Consider the following 17,708-nt stretch of genomic DNA (forward strand, 5'->3'; position numbering starts at 1 on the left):
ATGAATGGCGAAGAAGCCCGGTGACCGTCATTCCGCCGTCAATCGTGATCCCGTGACAATCGACCTCGAAGGCGACGACGTGAAGCGTCTGGACGACAACGAGACCGGTACGGATGGGGGCGCGCCCGCTGCGGCCGAACCGACACCCATGCAGCCGGAAGACGCCCCCGAATCCGGCGAAAGCAGCCTTTCGCCGAAAACGCCGCAAGAGGATCATGATGTCGTTGAGTCGTCTGGCTCGGAGGCCGATGACCCAGGCATAGCCGACGAGACTGCCGGCCTTGAGGCAGAGCGGACCGACCCGGACGAAACGATCGTTCCGCAAGATGAGAGCGACACCGAAATTGCCGATCAGACCGCGATGGTTGGAGACACTTCGGCGCAATCAGAGGCTGGCAAGACCGGGACCGAGGAGGAAGAGCGGAACGAGCACGTCTCCGAAACAGCATATTCCTCCGACGAGGAGGACGAAACGGTCACGTCGAGCGCCCCGACATCTCGCGAGGAGAACGGACGCTCCGGCATCGGCGGCGTCACCGCCTTCCTTCTCGGGGCTCTTCTCGTCGCTCTCGGTCTCGGAACGGCTGTATGGCTTGGCTACGTTCCTCTGACCGATACCCAGCAGACCGCCGGCACGGAAGAACTTCAGCAGCAAATCGACGAGTTGAAGGCGGAGATTGCAGAGCAGCCTTCCGAGGCGGGCGAGGCGACAGGGATTTTCTCGGACGAATTCGAGGCGCTTCGAAACGAAGTCCAGGAAATCAGCGAAACGGTCTCCAGCGGGGGAGCAGGCGAAACGGCCGGACTTCAGACGCTTTCGGATCGAATAGCGGCACTCGAGGAGGCAGAAGGCGATTCGCCTGCCGGCGGTGACGAGGCCCGCCAGGCTCTCGACAATGCCAATCAGCAGGTCGCCGCGCTTGATGAACGCCTTGGTACGGTTCAGAACGAACTTGCCAGCCTTCGCGACAGCGTGAAGGAGGGTGGGAGTACAACGGAGCAAACCCGATCGACGCTTTCCAATCTCGATCAGCAGGTCGGTGATATCTCCGCACAGATCAGCCAGATATCAGCGAGTGTCAGCACGCTTGACGATCAGATTTCCGATTTGGGCGACCGGTTGGAAAAGGTTGAGCAGCTTGCCAATGCGAACCGCTCCCAGGAGAAGGTTGCGCGAGCAATCGCGGCCTCGTCCCTCCGAAGCGCCATCGAAAGCGGCCAACCCTTCGAAAACGAACTGGAAACGGCAAAGACGCTCGGCGCCGGCGGTTCGCCCGTGCAAACGCTGTCCCAATATGCCGCCCAAGGCGTAAAGACACCCCGCCAGCTTGCCGAAAACGTGTCTGAAATCGCCGACAGGATGCGTGAAGCCGCGGCGCCACCCCCGTCGGCCTCATCCTCGGATGGTATTTTCGACCGTATTACGTCCGGCGCCCGCTCTCTGGTGACCATCCGGCGAGTGGGAGATGCGCAGGACGAAGGCGCGCAGAGCAGCGTGACCCGCTTCGAGCAGGCTGTCGAAGCCGGCGAATTGGAGACCGCGCTGTCGGAATATGAGTCGCTCCCGACCGAGGTGCAGGAGCCCGCTCGGTCCTTCGCCGACGATCTCCGTGCAACGATAGAGGCACGCAAAAACCTTCCGGATGTCATCGCCGCGATTGGGGCAGGTGGCAATGCCAGCGCCTCGTCCGAAAGCGGCAGCGGTCCCGAAACAACAACGCCGCCGGAAGAGCCGTCTTCTTCCGAAGAGACGTCCGAAGCACCTCCCAATGATCCATCCACGACTGAGACGGAGCAGTAACGATGATCAAACTCATCCTTTTTTTCCTGCTCGTCCTCGCTCTTGCCGGCCTCTTTGCGTGGGTCGCGGATCTGCCGGCCACGGTCACGCTCAACCTGCCGGAAGCGCAGGCCGAGGTCTCTTTGCTGGTGGCGATGGTCGCAATCGTCGCGCTGATCGCAGCGGTCATGATCGTCTGGTGGTTTCTGAAGGGCATCATCCGCAGCCCGGAACAGCTGACGCGCCATTTCCGCTCCCGGAAGCGGGATCGGGGATACCAGGCCCTTTCGACCGGCATGATCGCCGTTGGCGCTGGCGATAGCGGGCTGGCACGCAAGATGAATTCGCGTGCGCTACAGAACCTTGATCCATCCACGGAGCCCCTGCTTTACCTTCTCGATGCGCAGACCTCTCTTCTGGAGGGTGACCACGCCAAGGCGCGGCGCAAATTCGAAGCGATGCTCGATGAGCCGGAAACACGCCCACTCGGTCTTCACGGCCTCTATCTCGAAGCCCAGAAGCTCGGCGAGACGCGGGCAGCGCGGCACTTCGCGGAGCTTGCCGCGAAAGATGCTCCCCAGCTCGACTGGGCTTCGCGCGCAGCGATGGAAGCCCGAACCGCGGAAGCCGATTGGGATGGCGCCCTGAAGTTGCTCGACCGGCAATTGGCAACCAAACAGATCGCCAAGGAGTCCTACAAACGTCAGCGTGCCGTGCTGATGACGGCGAAATCGATGGAAATCGTCGACACCGACCCCTCGCAGGCCCGCTCGCTGGCCAGCGAAGCTGTCTCGTTGCAGCCCGACTTCGTACCGGCAACGCTCGCTCAGGCCCGCGCTGCGATACGCAAGGGCGACACGCGTGGCGCAGGCAAGGTGCTGGAGGCCGCCTGGAAGCGCGAGCCGCACGCTCAGATCGGCGGTCTTTATGTGCACCTGCGCCCTGGTGATCCGGTTCAGGATCGGCTGGAACGCGCCCGGAAGCTCGATCAGTGGAAGCCGCAGAACGGCATTGCAGCCCGTGCGCTTGCCCGCGCCCTCTACGAAGCGGGCGAGTATGCGGACGCCAGGAAGACGATCGAGCCCGTCATCCGGACGGAACCGAGCGAGAGCGCATTCCTTCTGCTGGCCGATATCGAAGACGAACAGACCGGCGATCAGGGCCGCGTGCGGCACTGGCTCGCCCAGGCACTCAAGGCCCCGCGCGATCCGGCATGGACCGCAGACGGCTATGTTTCGGAAAACTGGGCGCCGATCAGCCCCGTAACCGGCAGGCTCGATGCTTTCGAATGGCGGGTCCCCGTCGAACAGGTCTTGCCCTTGGTCGATGGCAAGCCGGTCGGCGCATTCGAATATGATGCGACCGTTCCGGTCATTCCCCAGATCGAAGGCGACGACGCCATTCCCGAAAGCCGCCCTCATATGCGGGTCGACGACGTGACGCTCTCCTCGGACGAGATTGAGCCGGAGGTCGTGACAGCCTCCGACGGTTCGAAAGACGCCGGGACAAGCGAACCGGCATCTGTCAAGGAGAAGCCCAAGGCGGCTTCTGCCGCAGAGATGGAGACGGCAGAAGACAAGCCCGACCGGCCCGGCCCTCCTGATGATCCCGGCCCCGTCGGCCCCCCACCGAAACAAGACAGCCCCTACCGCCTCTTCTGAACCTGGAATCTGATGTTTGATCGATTGGCCGAGCTGTTCCGCAGCCCTGAAACCGAAACGCAGAATGATCGGGAAGCAGAGATCCGCCGTTCCGCGGCGGCGCTTCTCGTCATTCTCATGGACGCCGATGGTGTGCGGGAGCCGGAGGAAGAAGCCCGTCTGCGAAAAAACCTTGCCGGACGTTTCTCGCTCGCTGACGATGCTCTCGAAAAGCTCATTGGGGATGGCAAATCCGCGGCTGCGGAAAGCTCGGATTTCTATGCCTTCACCTCCGTGCTCAAGCGTGAACTCGAGATCGAGGAACGAAACAGCTTCATCGGCATGCTGTGGGAAATGGCCTACGCCGATGGCACGGCAGATGAAATCGAGGACAATCTGGTCTGGCGTATCTCCGAACTGATGGGCGTCGCCGGTCGTGAGCGGGTCTTTCAGCGTCAGGAAGCGGTGGAGCGCCTTGGGGTGCCCCTTCGGCAACGTTCGGATGTCATGGAACGCTGATGATCGAAGCCCCGTTGACGTCGCCGCTGGCGGACCAGCCGGCCATGCGCCCCATCCTCGTTATCCTGCATCAGGCGACATCGTCCCCGGGCAGGGTAGGCATCATGCTGCGTCAGATGGGCTTTCCGCTCGACATTCGCCGACCCGCTCTTGGCGATAACCTGCCCGGGTCGCTGGACGACCATGCCGGGGTGGTGGTGTTCGGCGGTCCGATGAGCGCCAATGACGATGAGGCCTTCATCCACCGCGAGACGGATTGGCTCACGGTGCCCCTGAGCGAGAACCGCCCGTTGCTGGGGCTCTGTCTCGGTGCGCAGATGATGGTCAACCATCTGGGCGGAAAGGTTCAAAAGCCCGCCGATGGGCGCGCCGAATATGGCTGGTATGATCTGGAGCCGACGGAGGCCGGGCGCGACCTTTTCGACCAGTGGCCTGCCAAGGTCCTGCAATTTCACAAGGAGGGTGTCACCCTTCCATCGGAAGCAGCGCTTCTGGCTCGCGGCGAAGAGAATTTTCCAAATCAGGCTTTTGCAATCGGCTCCAACGCCATCGGCGTTCAGTTCCACCCGGAATTGACGGCCCTCATGCTGCACCGGTGGGTCGTCAAGGCGCATGAACGGTTTAGCCTGCCCGGCGCGCAAAACGCAAAGGCATGCCTGGAAGGCCGGCTCATCTTCGATGAGCCGCTCCGCCGATGGGCCGTCAACCTTCTGGAGCATCTGTTTAACGGCAAGCCGGGCGGTCCGGAGCGCCGCACGCCTCTCGAGAGCGCCCGCTAGGCGGGGCTTCAGCCGAGCGACACCGAAGCCTTACTTGTGGCTCTTGGCGCGTTCGATGGCCTCGGAGATTTTCTGGCGGGCATCCTCGGCACCGTGCCAATTTCCGATCTTCACCCATTTGCCGGGCTCCAGATCCTTGTAGTGCTCGAAAAAGTGCTCGACCTGCTGGCGGGTAATATCCGGCAGATCGGTGACGTCGTTGACCGAATCGTAGCGCTTGGTGAGCTTGTGATTGGGAACAGCGACAACCTTCTCGTCGACGCCGCCATCATCTTCCATCAGCAAGACGCCGACAGGGCGCACATTGATGATGCAGCCCGGCACAAGCGGCCGGGTGTTGAGCACCATCACGTCGATCGGGTCGCCATCGTCGGAAAGCGTATGCGGCACGAAGCCGTAATTTCCGGGATAGGTCATCGGCGTATAGAGGAAACGGTCAACCACCAGGGCGCCGGCCTCCTTGTCCATTTCGTACTTGATCGGATGGCCGCCGACCGGCACTTCGATGATGACATTGACGTCTTCGGGGGGATTGTGTCCGATGGCGATGGCGTCGATACGCATGGAGGCTCCGGTCTTCTAGCAAGCAACTGGTGACGCCCTGATAGCGAAGGAGCAGAAGCCATGCAATCTGTCCTTGTGCGCGCCATTGGTCGCAGACCAGGCAAAGGCACTCTTGTCGCCGCCATCTTTCTGGTTGCGGCAGCCTGCCCGAGCGAAGCCGCCGAGAGCCGCTATCAAACCATCGATACCGCCACGGATTGCGAACTCCTCTCGGAACAATTGGAGGGCGGCTCCTCCAGTTTTCTTTGCGACGGACCGGCCGAAACGCCTTTTATCGAGGATCACGGCGATCTGCGCACCAGCGTCGCCTATGGCATCGACGAGACACAAGGCGAGCGTAACTGGGAAAGCTTCACCCCGTTCAACTTCCCACGCCCAACAATCGAATGGCGCTTTCGCGATGGCTCCAGCGAGCCCTTTGCGACAATCCGGCGCTGGTCCGTCGAGACCGGCTCGGAGGACGGTGCAAGAGATTGGTCGATTCTCGTCGTCAGCCGTATCGGCGAAACACCCCAGACCGCCTGCACTGTCGGTTATATCGATGCGCGCCGCATCGAAAATGCCAATGTCATGGCCCGGATCATTGCCGACGCGATCGCCGAGGACTTTCATTGCCGGGATTATCCGCCGATCTATCGACCTGACGACCGTCAGTTGCGCGCCATCGTGAGCCGCTAGACGGTCAGGCTCAGGCCCAGACGAAGGCGATCTTCTTCAGAGGTGCGCCGCCGAGATTTTCGACGCCTTCCGCAATATCATGCCCGCCACGGCCAGCATAGAAATCCTGCGCAATCAGATTATCCTCGAGCGCCCAGACAACCACACCCTTCAACTGCGCAGCCTCCAGTCTCTCGCGCGCCGCGGCAAAGAGCCGGCTGCCAATGCCGATCCCCTGATATTCCCGCCGAAGATAAAGCTCGTAGATCTCGCCTTTTTGCGGCAGTTCAGGCGTGCGGTTGCGCCCATAGGTCGCGTATCCGACAATCTCGTCGCCAAGCTCTGCAACGAGAACGGATGCCGTGGATGACAGGGCTCGCTGCCACCATTGTTCGCCCCGGTGTGCGATCATTCGTGTCAGCGCTAGATGCGGAATCAAACCCGCGTAGGCACCCTGCCACGAATCGCGGTGGGTGGCCGCGATCCCGGCCGAATCGGAACTTGAAGCGTTCCTTATCTCGATCGACAGCGTAGTCATGGTGCATTAACCATAGAGAACGGGGATCGATTGCGGCAAGATGTGTGGTTGACGGACATCGCGCAAAATTCCATCGGTCCACTGAAATCTAGCCCGCCATGAAAACACTGGGAGCAAATTGGGATGGATGGACCGGTGGTCGCAATCTCCTCGATGGTCGCCAAGGGGACTGTCGGTCTGCGCGCGATTATGCCGGCGATGCAGGCCCGCCAGCGCGAGGTGGTCGCGGTTCCGACCGCGCTTCTGTCCTGGCACCCGGGCCATGGTTCGGCAACCATCGCGCCGACAAATAAAGACGAATTTTGCAGACTTCTGGGTGACCTCACCGGACGGAGCGAATGGATCGGTCCAGCGGCCATCCTCTCCGGCTGGCTTGCAGATGAAGACCAGGTCGTCGCCCTTGCCCGCTTCGTTGCCGATAGCAAACGGCAGCGGCCGGAGCTGATCTATCTGTGCGACCCGGTGATCGGCGACATGCGCGGGGCCTATCGGCCGCCCGCTGTTATCGATGCCATCGCGAAGGAGCTGCTTCCGCTCGCCGATATCACAACGCCGAACCGTTTCGAGCTGGAGCTTTTGACCGGCCGCGCCCTTTCCGACAATGGCGCCCTGATTGAGGCCGGGCGGCAACTGGGCGTAGCGCGCCTCATCATCACATCGGCATTTGCGATGATGGCCGGCTCTGTCGGCAATCTTCTGGTCGTCGGCGATAACGCATTGATGGTCGAGAAACGGGTTATCGCCGATGCACCCCATGGAACGGGGGATCTTTTCAGCGCGCTCTTTCTGGCACGTCTTCTGGAAGGTCAAAGTGATGCAGCGGCTCTTTCGGCGGCCACCGCCTCGGTCTTCGAGATGCTCGCCCGCTCGCGAAAGGCCGCTCATGAAGAGCTGGCGCTTGCCTCGGAACAAGCCTGCCTCGTGCGCCCCATGGCAATGGTAACGGAACGCCGCATCGCAATGCCGAAAATCGCGGCGGATGGATAAGGCCGAAAAGGCGGTTGGCTCGCAGTCAGCGCCGGGCTGGAGCGGCCTTCCATCGCCCTTTATCCCACGATCGCAAACCTGATCGCGTCCGTGCCTTCGCAAGCGATCATAGCCGTCGACATGCCGATCGGCCTTCCAGACTGGACCAGCCCTATCCGAATCCATTGGAACGTGATGCCTACAACCTCCCGATTGCCATATGGGCCTGAAACGGCCATAGGCTGTGCAGATCACCATCAGGGAGACAGGAAATATGGGTCATCTTCCCGATCATCTCGAACAGGGCTATGGCGCGTTTATGCGCGGGCGCTTTTCCTTCGAAACAGAGCGTTATCGAACGCTGGCCGAAGAAGGACAGAAACCGGCCACGCTGGTCATCGCCTGCTGCGACAGCCGCGCGGCCCCAGAGGTGATCTTCAACGCCTCGCCCGGCGAGATCTTCGTCATCCGCAACGTGGCCAATCTGGTGCCGCCTTATGCGCCGGACGATGATTATCACTCCACCTCGGCGGCGCTGGAATTTGCGGTGCAGGCCCTGCGCGTCAAACACATCCTCGTCATGGGCCACGGCCGTTGCGGCGGTATTGCCGCCAAGCTCAACCCCTCGGATCCCCTGTCACCCGGCGATTTCATCGGCAAATGGATCGGATTGCTGGACCAGCCTGCACAAACGGTCCAGGAGGCCGCCATCACGGACGATGCCGAACGGCAGACCGCTCTGGAGCGCGCTTCCGTCAAGCATTCCATCAGCAATTTGCGGACATTCCCATGCGTGGAGCAGCTCGAAAAGAAGGGCAAGCTCTCCGTTCATGGCGGCTGGTTCGACATTTCCACGGGAGAACTATGGGCGCTCAATCCCGATAGTGGCGAATTCGAACGGCAGGTTGCCTGAAAAAAAGAGCCGGCGCAGAATGCTGCGCCGGCTCCAATTCGAAAAGGCCGTCTCCGGCTCAGCCGTCGATCTGAGCGCCCATCTGCGCAATGGCCTGCTGATAGACCGAAGCGGCATTCCAGCCTTCAATACCCCTGAAACCGCTCTGTCCCGGCTGATAGTTGCGGGTCATGCCATGCGCACGCAGGAAATTGGCCGTTGAATAGAGCGCATCATTGACGTTCTTCAGGTCGACGCGTCCATCCCCGTTTCCATCGACGCCGAAACGCAGAATATTGTTCGGCAGAAACTGCGTATGACCATATTCGGCATGGGCCGCACCCTTGGTGCCGGTGGAGAAAAGGCCGCTATCGACCATGCGGAGCGCCGCAATCAGATGCGGGAAGAAGTAATCGGAACGGCGGCAATCATAGACCAGCGTCGCGGCTGAAGAGATCACCGGCTGGTTGCCGGTGAAACGACCGAAGCCGGTTTCCATGCCCCAGATCGCCATGAGCGGTCCGGCAGGAATGCCAAAGCGCTGTTCGATATTTGCGAGCAGACGCGCGTTTTCTTTCTTCTTCTGCTTGCCGATCCGCACGATCGCATCGCAGCCGCGCTTCTTGCAGAACGTACCGAGCGACATGGTGAACGCGGATCCGCCCTTCTTCACCGCGCGGTCTGCCTTGATTGTCGAACTGTTGTAGCGCGCTGCCGCAAGCGCCTGAAGGCCGCGCTGACCGACGCCATTGGACTGCGCGACAGGAGCAAACTCTCTCTTCCACTGGTCGAAACCGGAGGCGCTGTTGCCACATTGCGGCGCGGCCTGTGCAGCCGTGAGGCCAAGAGCGAAAGCGAGTACGGAACCGGTAATAAGGCGAACCGGGCGAAATTTGGCCATAAGGAAGAGCTCCTCCAGAAAGGCGGGTCGATTTTGGCTTCAGCCCTTAGCGTCGCATTGGGGCCGGATTTTGAAACAATAGCGGGAGTGTAGTTTATTGACCGTTTTTGGCAAATGGAGCAGCGCTTTACCGTTACGCTTGCCTTGACGATCAATGTTACGAAACCGGCAAACCCAGTTTTTGCTGAAGGCGCTTGAGAAGGATGGCGAGGCGGCCCGGCGTCACCTCGGAGGCTTCCGCCACGCGGCGGCACATCTCGACCAGTTCGTGCTTTTCGGTCTCGTTGAGCGCGTCCCGCAATTTGCGGCTGGCCTGATCGATCACGACATTCGCATCATCGATCTGTTCCGCTGCCCACCGCCCGTAGATTACGGCCTCGTCGCCGGCGCCGGCTTCTGCAATCGCGGCGACGGCGTTTTCATGCGCAGCCTGTCCTGACGGACCGACGGGTCCTTCATCCGTTGCGATGGCGGCCATAACGATGCTTGCAAGGGTTACGGGGTCGTCGACTGCCGAAACCGGCGACATGCCGGCCGCGATGCGTGATTTTCTCCGGCGCATATAGCCGCGTGCCCTGCCGACGGTATCGACCGCTTCGCGCGCGGCACCGCCCAGCATCTTGATACGGTACCACCAGAACGCCGCGCCCATCAGAACACCCACGATCAACAGAACGATATGCACGAATGCCTCCCCGGCCCGCCGTTGAAAGGATGACGGCTAAGCCGCTGACGGGGCGAAATCAAGCTGCCACCTTGCCTTCGCCACGCTTTTGGCCTAAGACCCGCGCGATTTCGAGAAGCGGACAGCTTTGCGAAGCCGACCGGGGCCGGCCCTCTCAGACGAGAAAAGCGGCGCAGGACCCCGGAGGTCAACACCCGACAGCGCGATGCGCCCTCGGGTGCGTTTTTGCTTTGTCTGCTTGTTCGAAGACGCAACTGTTCCCATTCTCCGCTGTCGGTGCGGAGCAAAGGAGTGACTGAATGTTTGACAGCCTATCGGATCGCCTGTCCGGAATTCTCGACGGCCTGACCGGCCGCGGCGCGCTGTCCGAACAGGATGTGCAGGCCGCTCTTCGTGAAGTTCGCCGCGCCTTGATCGAGGCCGACGTCGCGCTGCCGGTCGTCCGCTCCTTTACCGAAAGCGTCCGCGAAAAGGCCGTCGGCGTCTCCACGCTGAAAGCGATCAAACCCGGCCAGCAGGTCGTCAAGATCGTCCATGACGAACTGGTCGAAATGCTTGGCTCCGATGCCGAACCGATCGATCTGAACGCTGCGGCGCCCGTCGTCATCATGATGGTCGGCCTTCAAGGCTCCGGTAAGACCACCACGACGGGCAAGATCGGCTTGCGTCTTCAGAAGCGCCAGAACCAGAAAGTTCTGATGGCTTCGCTCGATACGCGCCGGCCCGCTGCCCAAGAGCAGCTCCGCCAGATCGGCGAGCAGGTTGATGTGGCAACCCTGCCCGTCATCGCCGGCCAGACACCGGTACAGATTGCCGAACGCGCCGTGCAGGCCGGTCGTCTCGGCGGCTATGACGTCGTCATTCTCGATACGGCGGGCCGCACATCGATCGATGCTGAATTGATGGCCGAAGCGGCCGACATCAAGCGCTCTGCCAACCCGCACGAAGTTCTGCTGGTGGCCGACAGCCTTACCGGCCAGGACGCCGTGACCCTGGCGGAAAATTTCGAGGAAACGGTCGGCGTGACTGGCATCGTCCTGACCCGCATGGACGGCGACGGACGCGGCGGTGCGGCTCTTTCCATGCGCTCGGTCACCGGCAAACCCGTCAAGCTGATCGGCACCGGTGAAAAGATGGATGCGCTGGAGGATTTCCATCCTTCCCGCATCGCCGACCGTATCCTCGGCATGGGCGACATTGTCAGCCTGGTGGAACGGGCCGCCGAGCAGATCGACGCTGAAAAAGCGGCCGCCATGGCCAAGAAAATGGCCAGCGGCAAGTTCGACATGAACGATCTGGCCGATCAGTTGCGCCAGATGCAGAAAATGGGCGGCCTTGGCGGCATCATGGGCATGATGCCCGGCATGGGCAAGATGAAGGATCAAATGGCCGCGGCAGGTCTCGACGACAAGCTGTTCGGCCGCCAGATCGCGATCATCCAGTCGATGACCAAGAAGGAGCGCAAAAACCCCGCCCTTCTCAAGCATAGCCGCAAGAAGCGCATCGCGGCGGGCTCTGGCACGGACGCTGCGCAGATCAACAAGCTGCTCAAGATGCACAAGCAGATGGCCGATATGATGAAGGCTATGGGCGGCAAGAAGGGTGGCGGCAAGATGCGCCAGATGATGGGCATGCTTGGCGGCAAGATGGGCGGCATGCCCAGTGGCATGGGCGGAATGCCGGATCTTTCCAAGATGGACCCGAAACAGCTCGAAGCCATGGCCAAGCAGGCACAGGCAGGCGGTCTGGGCAATGGCGCATCGGGAGGACTTCCCGGCTTGCCGGGCAGCGGCGCTGGCGGTCTTCCCGGTTTGCCGGGCCTTCCCGGCAAGAAAAAGTGAGGGGCCCGGCGTGAGTGGCTTTCTGACCCCATCCCCGGATATCGAGACGGAGCGCCTGCGCCTTCGCGGCTGGCGCGAGAGCGATTTCGAAACCATTGCCGCCATCTACGCGGACCCCGATACGGCCGCCTATATTGGCGGCGTTCAGGACCGCCGGCAAAGCTGGCGCATTTTCGCAGCGATGCTCGGCCACCAGAGCTTGCGGGGCTACACTTTTTACGCGGTGGAACGCAAAGACACCGGCGAAACGATAGGTTGGTGCGGCCCCTGGTATCCGGAGGGACGGCCCGAACCGGAAATTGGCTACAGCCTGCTGAAAGCCCACCAGGGGCACGGCTTTGCTCTTGAAGCCGTGACCGCCGCGGTTCGCGACTCCTATGACCGGCTAGGCTGGGAAACCGCGATATCCGCAATTGCCGAGGACAATGCCGCCTCGCAGAAGATCGCAAAACAAGCGGGCGCCACATGGAACGGCGAAACATTTTCGCTGATGCCAGGTCACACGGGCCAGATCTGGCGACATCTCTCCCCGGCTCAGTTCAGGGAGCGTTTCAATGTCGCAGCCTGACCAAACCGCCCGCGCAGCCGAATTGCTCGCCGGTTACCGACGTTCGATCGACAATTTCGATGCGGTGCTGATCCATACGCTTGCCGAGCGCTTTCGTTGCACGCAGGCCGTGGGCGAACTTAAGGCCCGCCATGACCTGCCGCCATCCGATCCGGACCGTGAGCAAAAGCAGATCGCACGGCTTCGCCGTCTGGCCGAAGATGCCGATCTCGACCCCGATTTCGCCGAGAAATTCCTCGCCTTCATCATCCGCGAGGTGATCCAGCACCATGAGCGGATCGCCGATGATGTGAAGACGAAGAGCTGAACCAGAAATTCCAACGATAGCCAGATCAACAGAACTCAAGGAGAGAAACCATGGCCATCAAGATCCGCCTCGCACGCGCGGGCTCCAAGAAGCGTCCTTACTACCACATCGTCGCCGCCGATGCGCGCGCGCCGCGTGACGGTCGCTTCATCGAGGAGCTTGGCTCGTGGAACCCGCTGCTTCCGCGTGACGCCCAGCGCGTCGAGCTGAAGGAAGACCGTATCAAGGAATGGCTCGAGAAAGGCGCTCAGCCGACCGACCGCGTACTGCGCTTCCTCGACGAAGCCGGGCTTGCCAAGCGCGAAGCCCGCGATAACCCGAACAAAGGCCAGCCGGGCAAGAAGGCCCAGGAGCGTGAAGCCGAGCGCAAGGCGGCTGAGGAAGAAGCTGCTGCCGCAGCAGCCGAGGCCGAGGCATCGGCTGGCGGCGAAGAAGCCGCTTCCGAATAAGCGGTACTCACGCCGCTTGAACGATAAAGGCCGGGCGAAAAGCCCGGCCTTTTTTAGATATGGTGAAGCGTCGGTTCAGTTGGTCGACGGGGCAATTTCACCAATGGTGAAGAAGCGTGTTTCGCCATTCGAATCGTCGACACCGTCATTGTCGGTGACAGCCCAGCCACGCTCATCGCCGCCAATGGCAAAGCCCTCGATCTTGTCGACCACATAGCCGTTGCCGGCCTTGAGATCGGTCATGAAATCGTGGACCATTTCCTTTTCCAGCACCGGTAGATCGGAACCCAGCTCTGCCATTTCGACGCCCGCAAGCGACACCCGTGTCAGCTGCTTGATCTTTGCCGCCTCACCAATCTGGTTGTCGCGCTCGATGAGGTAGAGATGGTCGCCATGGGCGGTGATTTCGGACAAACCGACCCAACCGGTTTCGGCACTTTCCAGCGGATAATGCGCAGCCTTCCAGCTCTTGTCTTCGAGGTCATAAGCAAGAATCTTGACCATGCCCTTCGGATCGTCACCCCATTCGCGCTGAATGGCGATGTAAAGCGTGTCGTCCAGCTTGGTCACGCCTTCCATGCCGAAGCGCTTTTCCTGGGCGAGCAGCGCCTCTGGCAATGAAATCTCTTCCACAATCGCGCCATCTGCGTCGACATGGACCAGCCGATGCGGAATGTCCCGGTCGGTCCGCCCTTCAGAAGCCAGCCAGAAGTCGCCTTCGCCATCGGCGGTGATGCCTTCCAGGTCGAGCTTCTCTGCCGTCTTGCCATCCTGCGTGACAACCGTGGCGTTCGTGATCTTCGCGGGCGTCTGTGAGGCATCGATGGTGAAGATCGACGGAGCGCCACCATAGAAGCTGTCATTCACCGCATAGAGCGTTGTCGGATCGGATGGATCGGCCGTGAGACCGGACAACGCGCCCCAGCCAATGGGCGTGCCATTGTCATCGTCAGCGGAAACGATCTGCGGATAGTCGGCTTCCCCGTCGGCCAGTTCATAGAGCGTGACGTGGGAGCGTACACCGCCATCCTCGATCAGGTCAGCTTCGTTCGAAACTGCCAGAAGGTTGCGCTCCGGAATGGCAATAGCGCCTTCCGGTGCAAGGCCCGTCGGCAGAAGCTGGCTGAAGGCGGCCTGCCCGTCGTCCCCCATCTTGTAGACGCCGATGACGGAGCCGCGCTCGGACAGCAGGAACATGTAGTTCTGTTCGCCGAAGCTTGCGGCTTCCATGCCTTCGGGCTCTGCACCCTTGTTCTCTGAGCGGCCTTCCGGGTAATGGCCTGCGCGCGCAACCTCGTACTCGAAGGAGGGCCCGCTTTCCTGCAGGACATCTCCATCCTTCGAGAAGATGGTGAAGCCGCGGCTGCCGCCCTTATAGTCGCCCTCATTGGCGGTCGCGAGGCGATCATTATCGATCCACTGCACGGCGTCGGGTTCGCGCCGAACGCCGTCCGCCGATCCGTCAAACGAGATCGCGTCGTCTTCCTTGGTATCGATATTCTTCATATCGACCGTGCCAGCGGAAAAATCGCGGATCACGTCGCCGGTCTCACCGTTCAGGATCACGATATGATTGTTTTCCTGAAGAGTGACGGCGATCTCACCCGATTCGTTGAAGTCGACGAATTCCGGCTCCGGATCGTCGCCCGCGATTTCCGCAAGTCCGGTCACATCCGCCTTGATCATCGCATCGCAATCGGGCTGGCCGTCGGCAAGCGGCACGATGGCGACGTAGCCTGCCGGCATCTGAGGCATTTCACCTTCATTGAGGTCCTCGTCGCGCTCATTCTCGATGGCCACGGCGAGGCGCGTGCCCTCGGTATTGATAGCCACACTGTCGGGTTGACCGCCGAGATCGCAGCTCTTCCTCAGGCTCTTGCCGGCCACATCGATCACAGCGAGATAACCCGACGGCGCAGTGAAGCTAGCCGAGGTATTCACACCGGCAAAAGCCGTCGTGCCAGAGACCACGACGGATGTCGGCTCACCATTTGTCGCGACAAAGCCGGCGGCCTTCGGAGCCCGAGGATCGCTAATGTCGACGAAACCGACGCGCTCGGCCGGGCTGTCGGTATAGACAAGCATATTGCCGTCATCCGTCACCGAGATGATTTCGGCGCTGGTTTCGGTCGCCTGGTCTTCATCGCTTCCGAGATTGGTGTTGACCGCAAAAGAAGCGATCCGATTGAAGACCTGCTCGGCGGAAGCCGGGCTAATGAAAGCAGTCGCCGCCAGGAGTGCGGCCAGCGAAACGGATGACAGGGCGCGGTTCGTCATGAATGTCTCCTTGGGTAGGGAATGACGGATCGCGTAATGCCATTGGATCACAGTCTCGTGACAAACTCCCGGAAAGCCGGCTGGCAATTGCATTTGCCGAGCGCCCGATAACGAAAAGGCCCGATCTTTCGACCGGGCCTTTCCTGCAAAGTGTTGCGGCGGGCGAAAACCTCACGCCGCGATTTCGACGCCGGACTCCCCTTCGCCGGATACGCCGAAGCGCCCGACCTTCTCAGTCAATTGCTTGGTCTCCGCGAGCAGCGTATTGGCCGATGCGGTGGTCTGCTCGACCATCGCGGCATTGTGCTGCGTCATCTCATCCATCTTGTTGGCGGAATCCGAGACGGTATGCAGATTGGCGGCCTGTTCCCTGGTGCTGTTGGCAATCTCCGAGACAACCCGTGTGACTTGGGAGATTTCATCCATGATCTTCTTCAGGGAATCGCCCGACGCGGTCGCAAGCCCAACGCCCTCTTTCACTTGAGCGCTTGAGTGATTGATGAGTTGCTTGATCTCCTTGGCGGCTTCCGCCGAGCGCTGGGCAAGCTGACGAACCTCCTGGGCGACGACGGCGAACCCATCGCCGGCCTCCCCGGCCCGCGCGGCCTCCACCCCGGCATTGAGCGCCAACAGATTGGTCTGGAAGGCGATATCGTCGATCACGCCGATAATCTGGCTGATCTCGCGGGAGGACTGCTCGATGGAGGACATTGCGGTGATCGTGTTGTTGACGATCTGCCCGCCCTCCTGGGCGTTCTGCTGTGCGACTTCGGCCGACTGACGGGCCTGGCTCGCACCCTGCGCCGTCTGATCGACGGCCGTCGCCACTTCCGACAGAGATGCCACCGTATGTTCCAGGCTGGCCGCCTGCTGTTCGGTACGGCGTGCCAGATCGCTGGCGGCCGTCGAAATCTCGCAAAGACCGAAATGGATCGACCCCGTCGAATTCACCACCGAGGAGAGTGCACCGTCCAGTGAAGCGACGGCTTCGTTGAACTGCAGGCGGATCGACTCATAACGAGGATCGACAGGGCCGACACGAACCGTCAGATCACCGGTTGCAAGCCGGTCCAGCGCTTCGGCAATCTGGTCGAAGGTGGACTGAAGGATCTCGGCGTCATGCTGGCGCTCGGCCTCGTGCTCTTCGCGTTCCCGCTCAGCGCGGTTGCGGCTTTCAGTCGCTTCGCGCTCGGCCTGCACCTTGGCCCGGCCATTCTCCTGAAACACACGCAGAGACCGGGCCATAGCGCCGAGTTCGTGCTGGTATTCAGCGCCGGCCACAGCGACTTCATTATTGCCGCGGGCAATCTCTTCCGTCACCTCGGCCAACTGCTGGACCGTTCGCGCGATCATCCGGCCGACGACATAGGCCAGAAGCAGACCGACCAGCACGACAGCCAGGCTGATGACAATTGCGCTGATGACGGCGGAACTGGCAAGCGATTCCGCCTGCTGGCCCAGCGTCCGCTGGCGATCGGAAATCTGCTGGCGGAACGTCGCGAACGTCGCCGTCATCTTCTCGTCCAAGGGAGCCAGATACTCTGACTGGACCGACTGGATCTCGTCGACCGTTGCCTTCAGATCAGCAAGCCGCCCGCCATAATTCTTCATGAGCTTGAGGGCCGAAAGCGCGCGGGTGATCTGAATGGACCGGAATAGCGAACTGCGCATCACATCATAGCGATTGACCGCCGTCGCCAGTTGAGCCTGCGCTTCGTCATAAGCGGCCGGATCGTTGGTCTGGATGAACTGCTTGGCCGAATAGAGGCTGTTCGCGACCGCCTCGTTGACTGATGCTGCCTGATAGAGAGCATCCGTATTGCCGCTGCGCCATGCAGAGCGCATGATGTCGTAGAGGGCGATCGACGTCCACGGCCCGAAATCATCCACATTCGCCTGCAGGACGCTGCGACGCTTTTCCAGCCCTGCCACCGTATCGAAGTTCTCGGCGTAGTTTTCGACATGGTCCTGAAGGGTTGTCAGGATGGCGAAGAGTTCCGGGTGCTCGTAGAACCGCTCCGATAGAAGGGCCTCGGCCATTCTGAGATCATCGAGGCTGGTCTCGAAAGTTTCAAGAGCCTCGTCGGAGAAGCTGCCCTCGAATGCCTTTACGGCACGGCGCATCTTGCCGAAGGCGTAGTCGGCGTCCGAGACCATAAGGCTGTCGGTCGCCGCTTCCCGATAAGAGCCGAAAAGCGAGGCGACACCGTTGACGCCCCAGATCGCACTGACCGACAGAAAGCTCATGAGCAGGAGGAGTGGGAGAAAGCCAATGGATATCTGGCTGCGTATTCCGAGTTTTTTCCAGTATTTGATCATCGGGTTAACTTCGTTCTGGGCATGAA

17 protein-coding genes and 1 pseudogene are annotated in these 17,708 nt (G+C 61.1%); 12 read left to right on the forward strand and 6 right to left on the reverse strand.

Annotation, left to right across the window (positions count from 1 at the left end):
* Nucleotides 1-4 precede the first annotated feature (4 nt).
* Genes D8780_RS12980 through D8780_RS12995 form a run of 4 tightly spaced genes read left to right on the forward strand, consistent with a single transcriptional unit; the run spans nucleotide 5 to nucleotide 4,718 of the window.
* Nucleotides 5-1,801 carry a COG4223 family protein gene (locus D8780_RS12980; RefSeq protein WP_121645980.1) on the forward strand — a complete coding sequence of 599 codons (1,797 nt, stop codon included), beginning with the start codon at nucleotides 5-7 and terminating at the stop codon, nucleotides 1,799-1,801.
* 2 nt (nucleotides 1,802-1,803) lie between these two features.
* Entirely contained in the window at nucleotides 1,804-3,441 is a 1,638-nt protein-coding gene (locus tag D8780_RS12985; protein ID WP_245412344.1) for a heme biosynthesis protein HemY, read from the forward strand.
* A 12-nt stretch (nucleotides 3,442-3,453) separates the two neighbouring features.
* Complete coding sequence (locus D8780_RS12990) at nucleotides 3,454-3,939, forward strand: tellurite resistance TerB family protein (protein WP_121645981.1); 486 nt, start codon at nucleotides 3,454-3,456, stop codon at nucleotides 3,937-3,939.
* The gene (locus D8780_RS12995; RefSeq protein ID WP_121645982.1) at nucleotides 3,939-4,718 is read left to right on the forward strand and encodes a glutamine amidotransferase; all 780 of its coding nucleotides are present in this window, start codon (nucleotides 3,939-3,941) and stop codon (nucleotides 4,716-4,718) included. The genes D8780_RS12990 and D8780_RS12995 overlap by 1 nt, the downstream gene beginning before the upstream one ends.
* Nucleotides 4,719-4,748: 30 nt before the next feature.
* Here D8780_RS12995 and ppa read toward each other — a convergent pair whose 3' ends face one another.
* Nucleotides 4,749-5,282, reverse strand: coding sequence for an inorganic diphosphatase (gene ppa, locus D8780_RS13000; RefSeq protein WP_121645983.1), 534 nt, complete (start codon nucleotides 5,280-5,282; stop codon nucleotides 4,749-4,751).
* 60 nt (nucleotides 5,283-5,342) lie between these two features.
* Here ppa and D8780_RS13005 point away from each other — a divergent pair, with 60 nt between their 5' ends.
* A complete protein-coding gene (locus tag D8780_RS13005; RefSeq protein ID WP_121645984.1) occupies nucleotides 5,343-5,960 on the forward strand; it encodes a hypothetical protein in 618 nt (205 codons plus the stop codon).
* Nucleotides 5,961-5,970: 10 nt separating this feature from the next.
* On the opposite strand, the gene D8780_RS13010 is transcribed toward D8780_RS13005, so the two are convergent.
* The gene (locus D8780_RS13010) at nucleotides 5,971-6,477 is read right to left on the reverse strand and encodes a GNAT family N-acetyltransferase (RefSeq protein ID WP_121645985.1); all 507 of its coding nucleotides are present in this window, start codon (nucleotides 6,475-6,477) and stop codon (nucleotides 5,971-5,973) included.
* A 123-nt stretch (nucleotides 6,478-6,600) separates the two neighbouring features.
* Between D8780_RS13010 and D8780_RS13015 the strand changes: the two genes are divergently transcribed.
* The 3 genes and pseudogenes from D8780_RS13015 to D8780_RS13025 all read left to right on the forward strand — a co-directional run bounded on the left by D8780_RS13015 (nucleotide 6,601) and on the right by D8780_RS13025 (nucleotide 8,356).
* Entirely contained in the window at nucleotides 6,601-7,464 is an 864-nt protein-coding gene (locus D8780_RS13015; RefSeq protein WP_121645986.1) for a PfkB family carbohydrate kinase, read from the forward strand.
* Nucleotides 7,465-7,515: 51 nt separating this feature from the next.
* Nucleotides 7,516-7,764 (forward strand): annotated as a pseudogene (locus D8780_RS16070) (hypothetical protein); the annotation flags it as partial.
* Complete coding sequence (locus D8780_RS13025; protein WP_121645987.1) at nucleotides 7,718-8,356, forward strand: carbonic anhydrase; 639 nt, start codon at nucleotides 7,718-7,720, stop codon at nucleotides 8,354-8,356. The pseudogene D8780_RS16070 and the gene D8780_RS13025, both read left to right, overlap by 47 nt.
* A 58-nt stretch (nucleotides 8,357-8,414) precedes the next feature.
* Here D8780_RS13025 and D8780_RS13030 read toward each other — a convergent pair whose 3' ends face one another.
* Both D8780_RS13030 and D8780_RS13035 read right to left on the reverse strand, forming a co-directional pair.
* A complete protein-coding gene (locus D8780_RS13030) occupies nucleotides 8,415-9,236 on the reverse strand; it encodes a lytic murein transglycosylase (protein ID WP_121645988.1) in 822 nt (273 codons plus the stop codon).
* A 157-nt stretch (nucleotides 9,237-9,393) separates the two neighbouring features.
* Complete coding sequence (locus tag D8780_RS13035; RefSeq protein ID WP_121645989.1) at nucleotides 9,394-9,921, reverse strand: hypothetical protein; 528 nt, start codon at nucleotides 9,919-9,921, stop codon at nucleotides 9,394-9,396.
* 299 nt (nucleotides 9,922-10,220) lie between these two features.
* On the opposite strand from D8780_RS13035, the gene ffh reads away from it, so the two are divergent.
* From ffh to rpsP, 4 genes are read left to right on the forward strand one after another with little or no spacing between them, the layout of a single operon-like run.
* On the forward strand, nucleotides 10,221-11,762 hold the full coding sequence (gene ffh, locus D8780_RS13040) for a signal recognition particle protein (protein WP_121645990.1): 1,542 nt from the start codon (nucleotides 10,221-10,223) through the stop codon (nucleotides 11,760-11,762).
* A gap of 10 nt (nucleotides 11,763-11,772) precedes the next feature.
* Nucleotides 11,773-12,330, forward strand: a complete 558-nt coding sequence (locus tag D8780_RS13045) for a GNAT family N-acetyltransferase (RefSeq protein WP_199699608.1) — start codon at nucleotides 11,773-11,775, stop codon at nucleotides 12,328-12,330.
* A complete protein-coding gene (locus D8780_RS13050; RefSeq protein ID WP_121645992.1) occupies nucleotides 12,317-12,637 on the forward strand; it encodes a chorismate mutase in 321 nt (106 codons plus the stop codon). The genes D8780_RS13045 and D8780_RS13050 overlap by 14 nt, the downstream gene beginning before the upstream one ends.
* 50 nt (nucleotides 12,638-12,687) lie before the next feature.
* The gene (gene rpsP, locus D8780_RS13055) at nucleotides 12,688-13,086 is read left to right on the forward strand and encodes a 30S ribosomal protein S16 (RefSeq protein ID WP_121645993.1); all 399 of its coding nucleotides are present in this window, start codon (nucleotides 12,688-12,690) and stop codon (nucleotides 13,084-13,086) included.
* Between the two features lie 75 nt (nucleotides 13,087-13,161).
* On the opposite strand, the gene D8780_RS13060 is transcribed toward rpsP, so the two are convergent.
* Both D8780_RS13060 and D8780_RS13065 read right to left on the reverse strand, forming a co-directional pair.
* A complete protein-coding gene (locus D8780_RS13060; RefSeq protein ID WP_121645994.1) occupies nucleotides 13,162-15,363 on the reverse strand; it encodes an esterase-like activity of phytase family protein in 2,202 nt (733 codons plus the stop codon).
* 171 nt (nucleotides 15,364-15,534) lie between these two features.
* Nucleotides 15,535-17,682, reverse strand: a complete 2,148-nt coding sequence (locus D8780_RS13065) for a methyl-accepting chemotaxis protein (protein WP_121645995.1) — start codon at nucleotides 17,680-17,682, stop codon at nucleotides 15,535-15,537.
* Nucleotides 17,683-17,708 lie beyond the last annotated feature (26 nt).

Source organism: Notoacmeibacter ruber (assembly GCF_003668555.1).
Classification (GTDB): Bacteria; Pseudomonadota; Alphaproteobacteria; order Rhizobiales; family Rhizobiaceae; genus Notoacmeibacter; species Notoacmeibacter ruber.

Bases quoted from the DNA above. Each gene is read 5' to 3' on its own strand.
- ffh (WP_121645990.1), top strand. From the start codon at position 10,221: ATGTTTGACAGCCTATCGGATCGCCTGTCCGGAATTCTCGACGGCCTG.
- D8780_RS13030 (WP_121645988.1), bottom strand. From the start codon at position 9,236: ATGGCCAAATTTCGCCCGGTTCGCCTTATTACCGGTTCCGTACTCGCT.
- D8780_RS12990 (WP_121645981.1), top strand. From the start codon at position 3,454: ATGTTTGATCGATTGGCCGAGCTGTTCCGCAGCCCTGAAACCGAAACG.
- D8780_RS13065 (WP_121645995.1), bottom strand. From the start codon at position 17,682: ATGATCAAATACTGGAAAAAACTCGGAATACGCAGCCAGATATCCATT.
- D8780_RS12985 (WP_245412344.1), top strand. From the start codon at position 1,804: ATGATCAAACTCATCCTTTTTTTCCTGCTCGTCCTCGCTCTTGCCGGC.
- D8780_RS12980 (WP_121645980.1), top strand. From the start codon at position 5: ATGGCGAAGAAGCCCGGTGACCGTCATTCCGCCGTCAATCGTGATCCC.
- D8780_RS13025 (WP_121645987.1), top strand. From the start codon at position 7,718: ATGGGTCATCTTCCCGATCATCTCGAACAGGGCTATGGCGCGTTTATG.
- rpsP (WP_121645993.1), top strand. From the start codon at position 12,688: ATGGCCATCAAGATCCGCCTCGCACGCGCGGGCTCCAAGAAGCGTCCT.
- D8780_RS12995 (WP_121645982.1), top strand. From the start codon at position 3,939: ATGATCGAAGCCCCGTTGACGTCGCCGCTGGCGGACCAGCCGGCCATG.
- D8780_RS13060 (WP_121645994.1), bottom strand. From the start codon at position 15,363: ATGACGAACCGCGCCCTGTCATCCGTTTCGCTGGCCGCACTCCTGGCG.
- D8780_RS13015 (WP_121645986.1), top strand. From the start codon at position 6,601: ATGGATGGACCGGTGGTCGCAATCTCCTCGATGGTCGCCAAGGGGACT.
- D8780_RS13005 (WP_121645984.1), top strand. From the start codon at position 5,343: ATGCAATCTGTCCTTGTGCGCGCCATTGGTCGCAGACCAGGCAAAGGC.
- D8780_RS13010 (WP_121645985.1), bottom strand. From the start codon at position 6,477: ATGACTACGCTGTCGATCGAGATAAGGAACGCTTCAAGTTCCGATTCG.
- D8780_RS13050 (WP_121645992.1), top strand. From the start codon at position 12,317: ATGTCGCAGCCTGACCAAACCGCCCGCGCAGCCGAATTGCTCGCCGGT.
- ppa (WP_121645983.1), bottom strand. From the start codon at position 5,282: ATGCGTATCGACGCCATCGCCATCGGACACAATCCCCCCGAAGACGTC.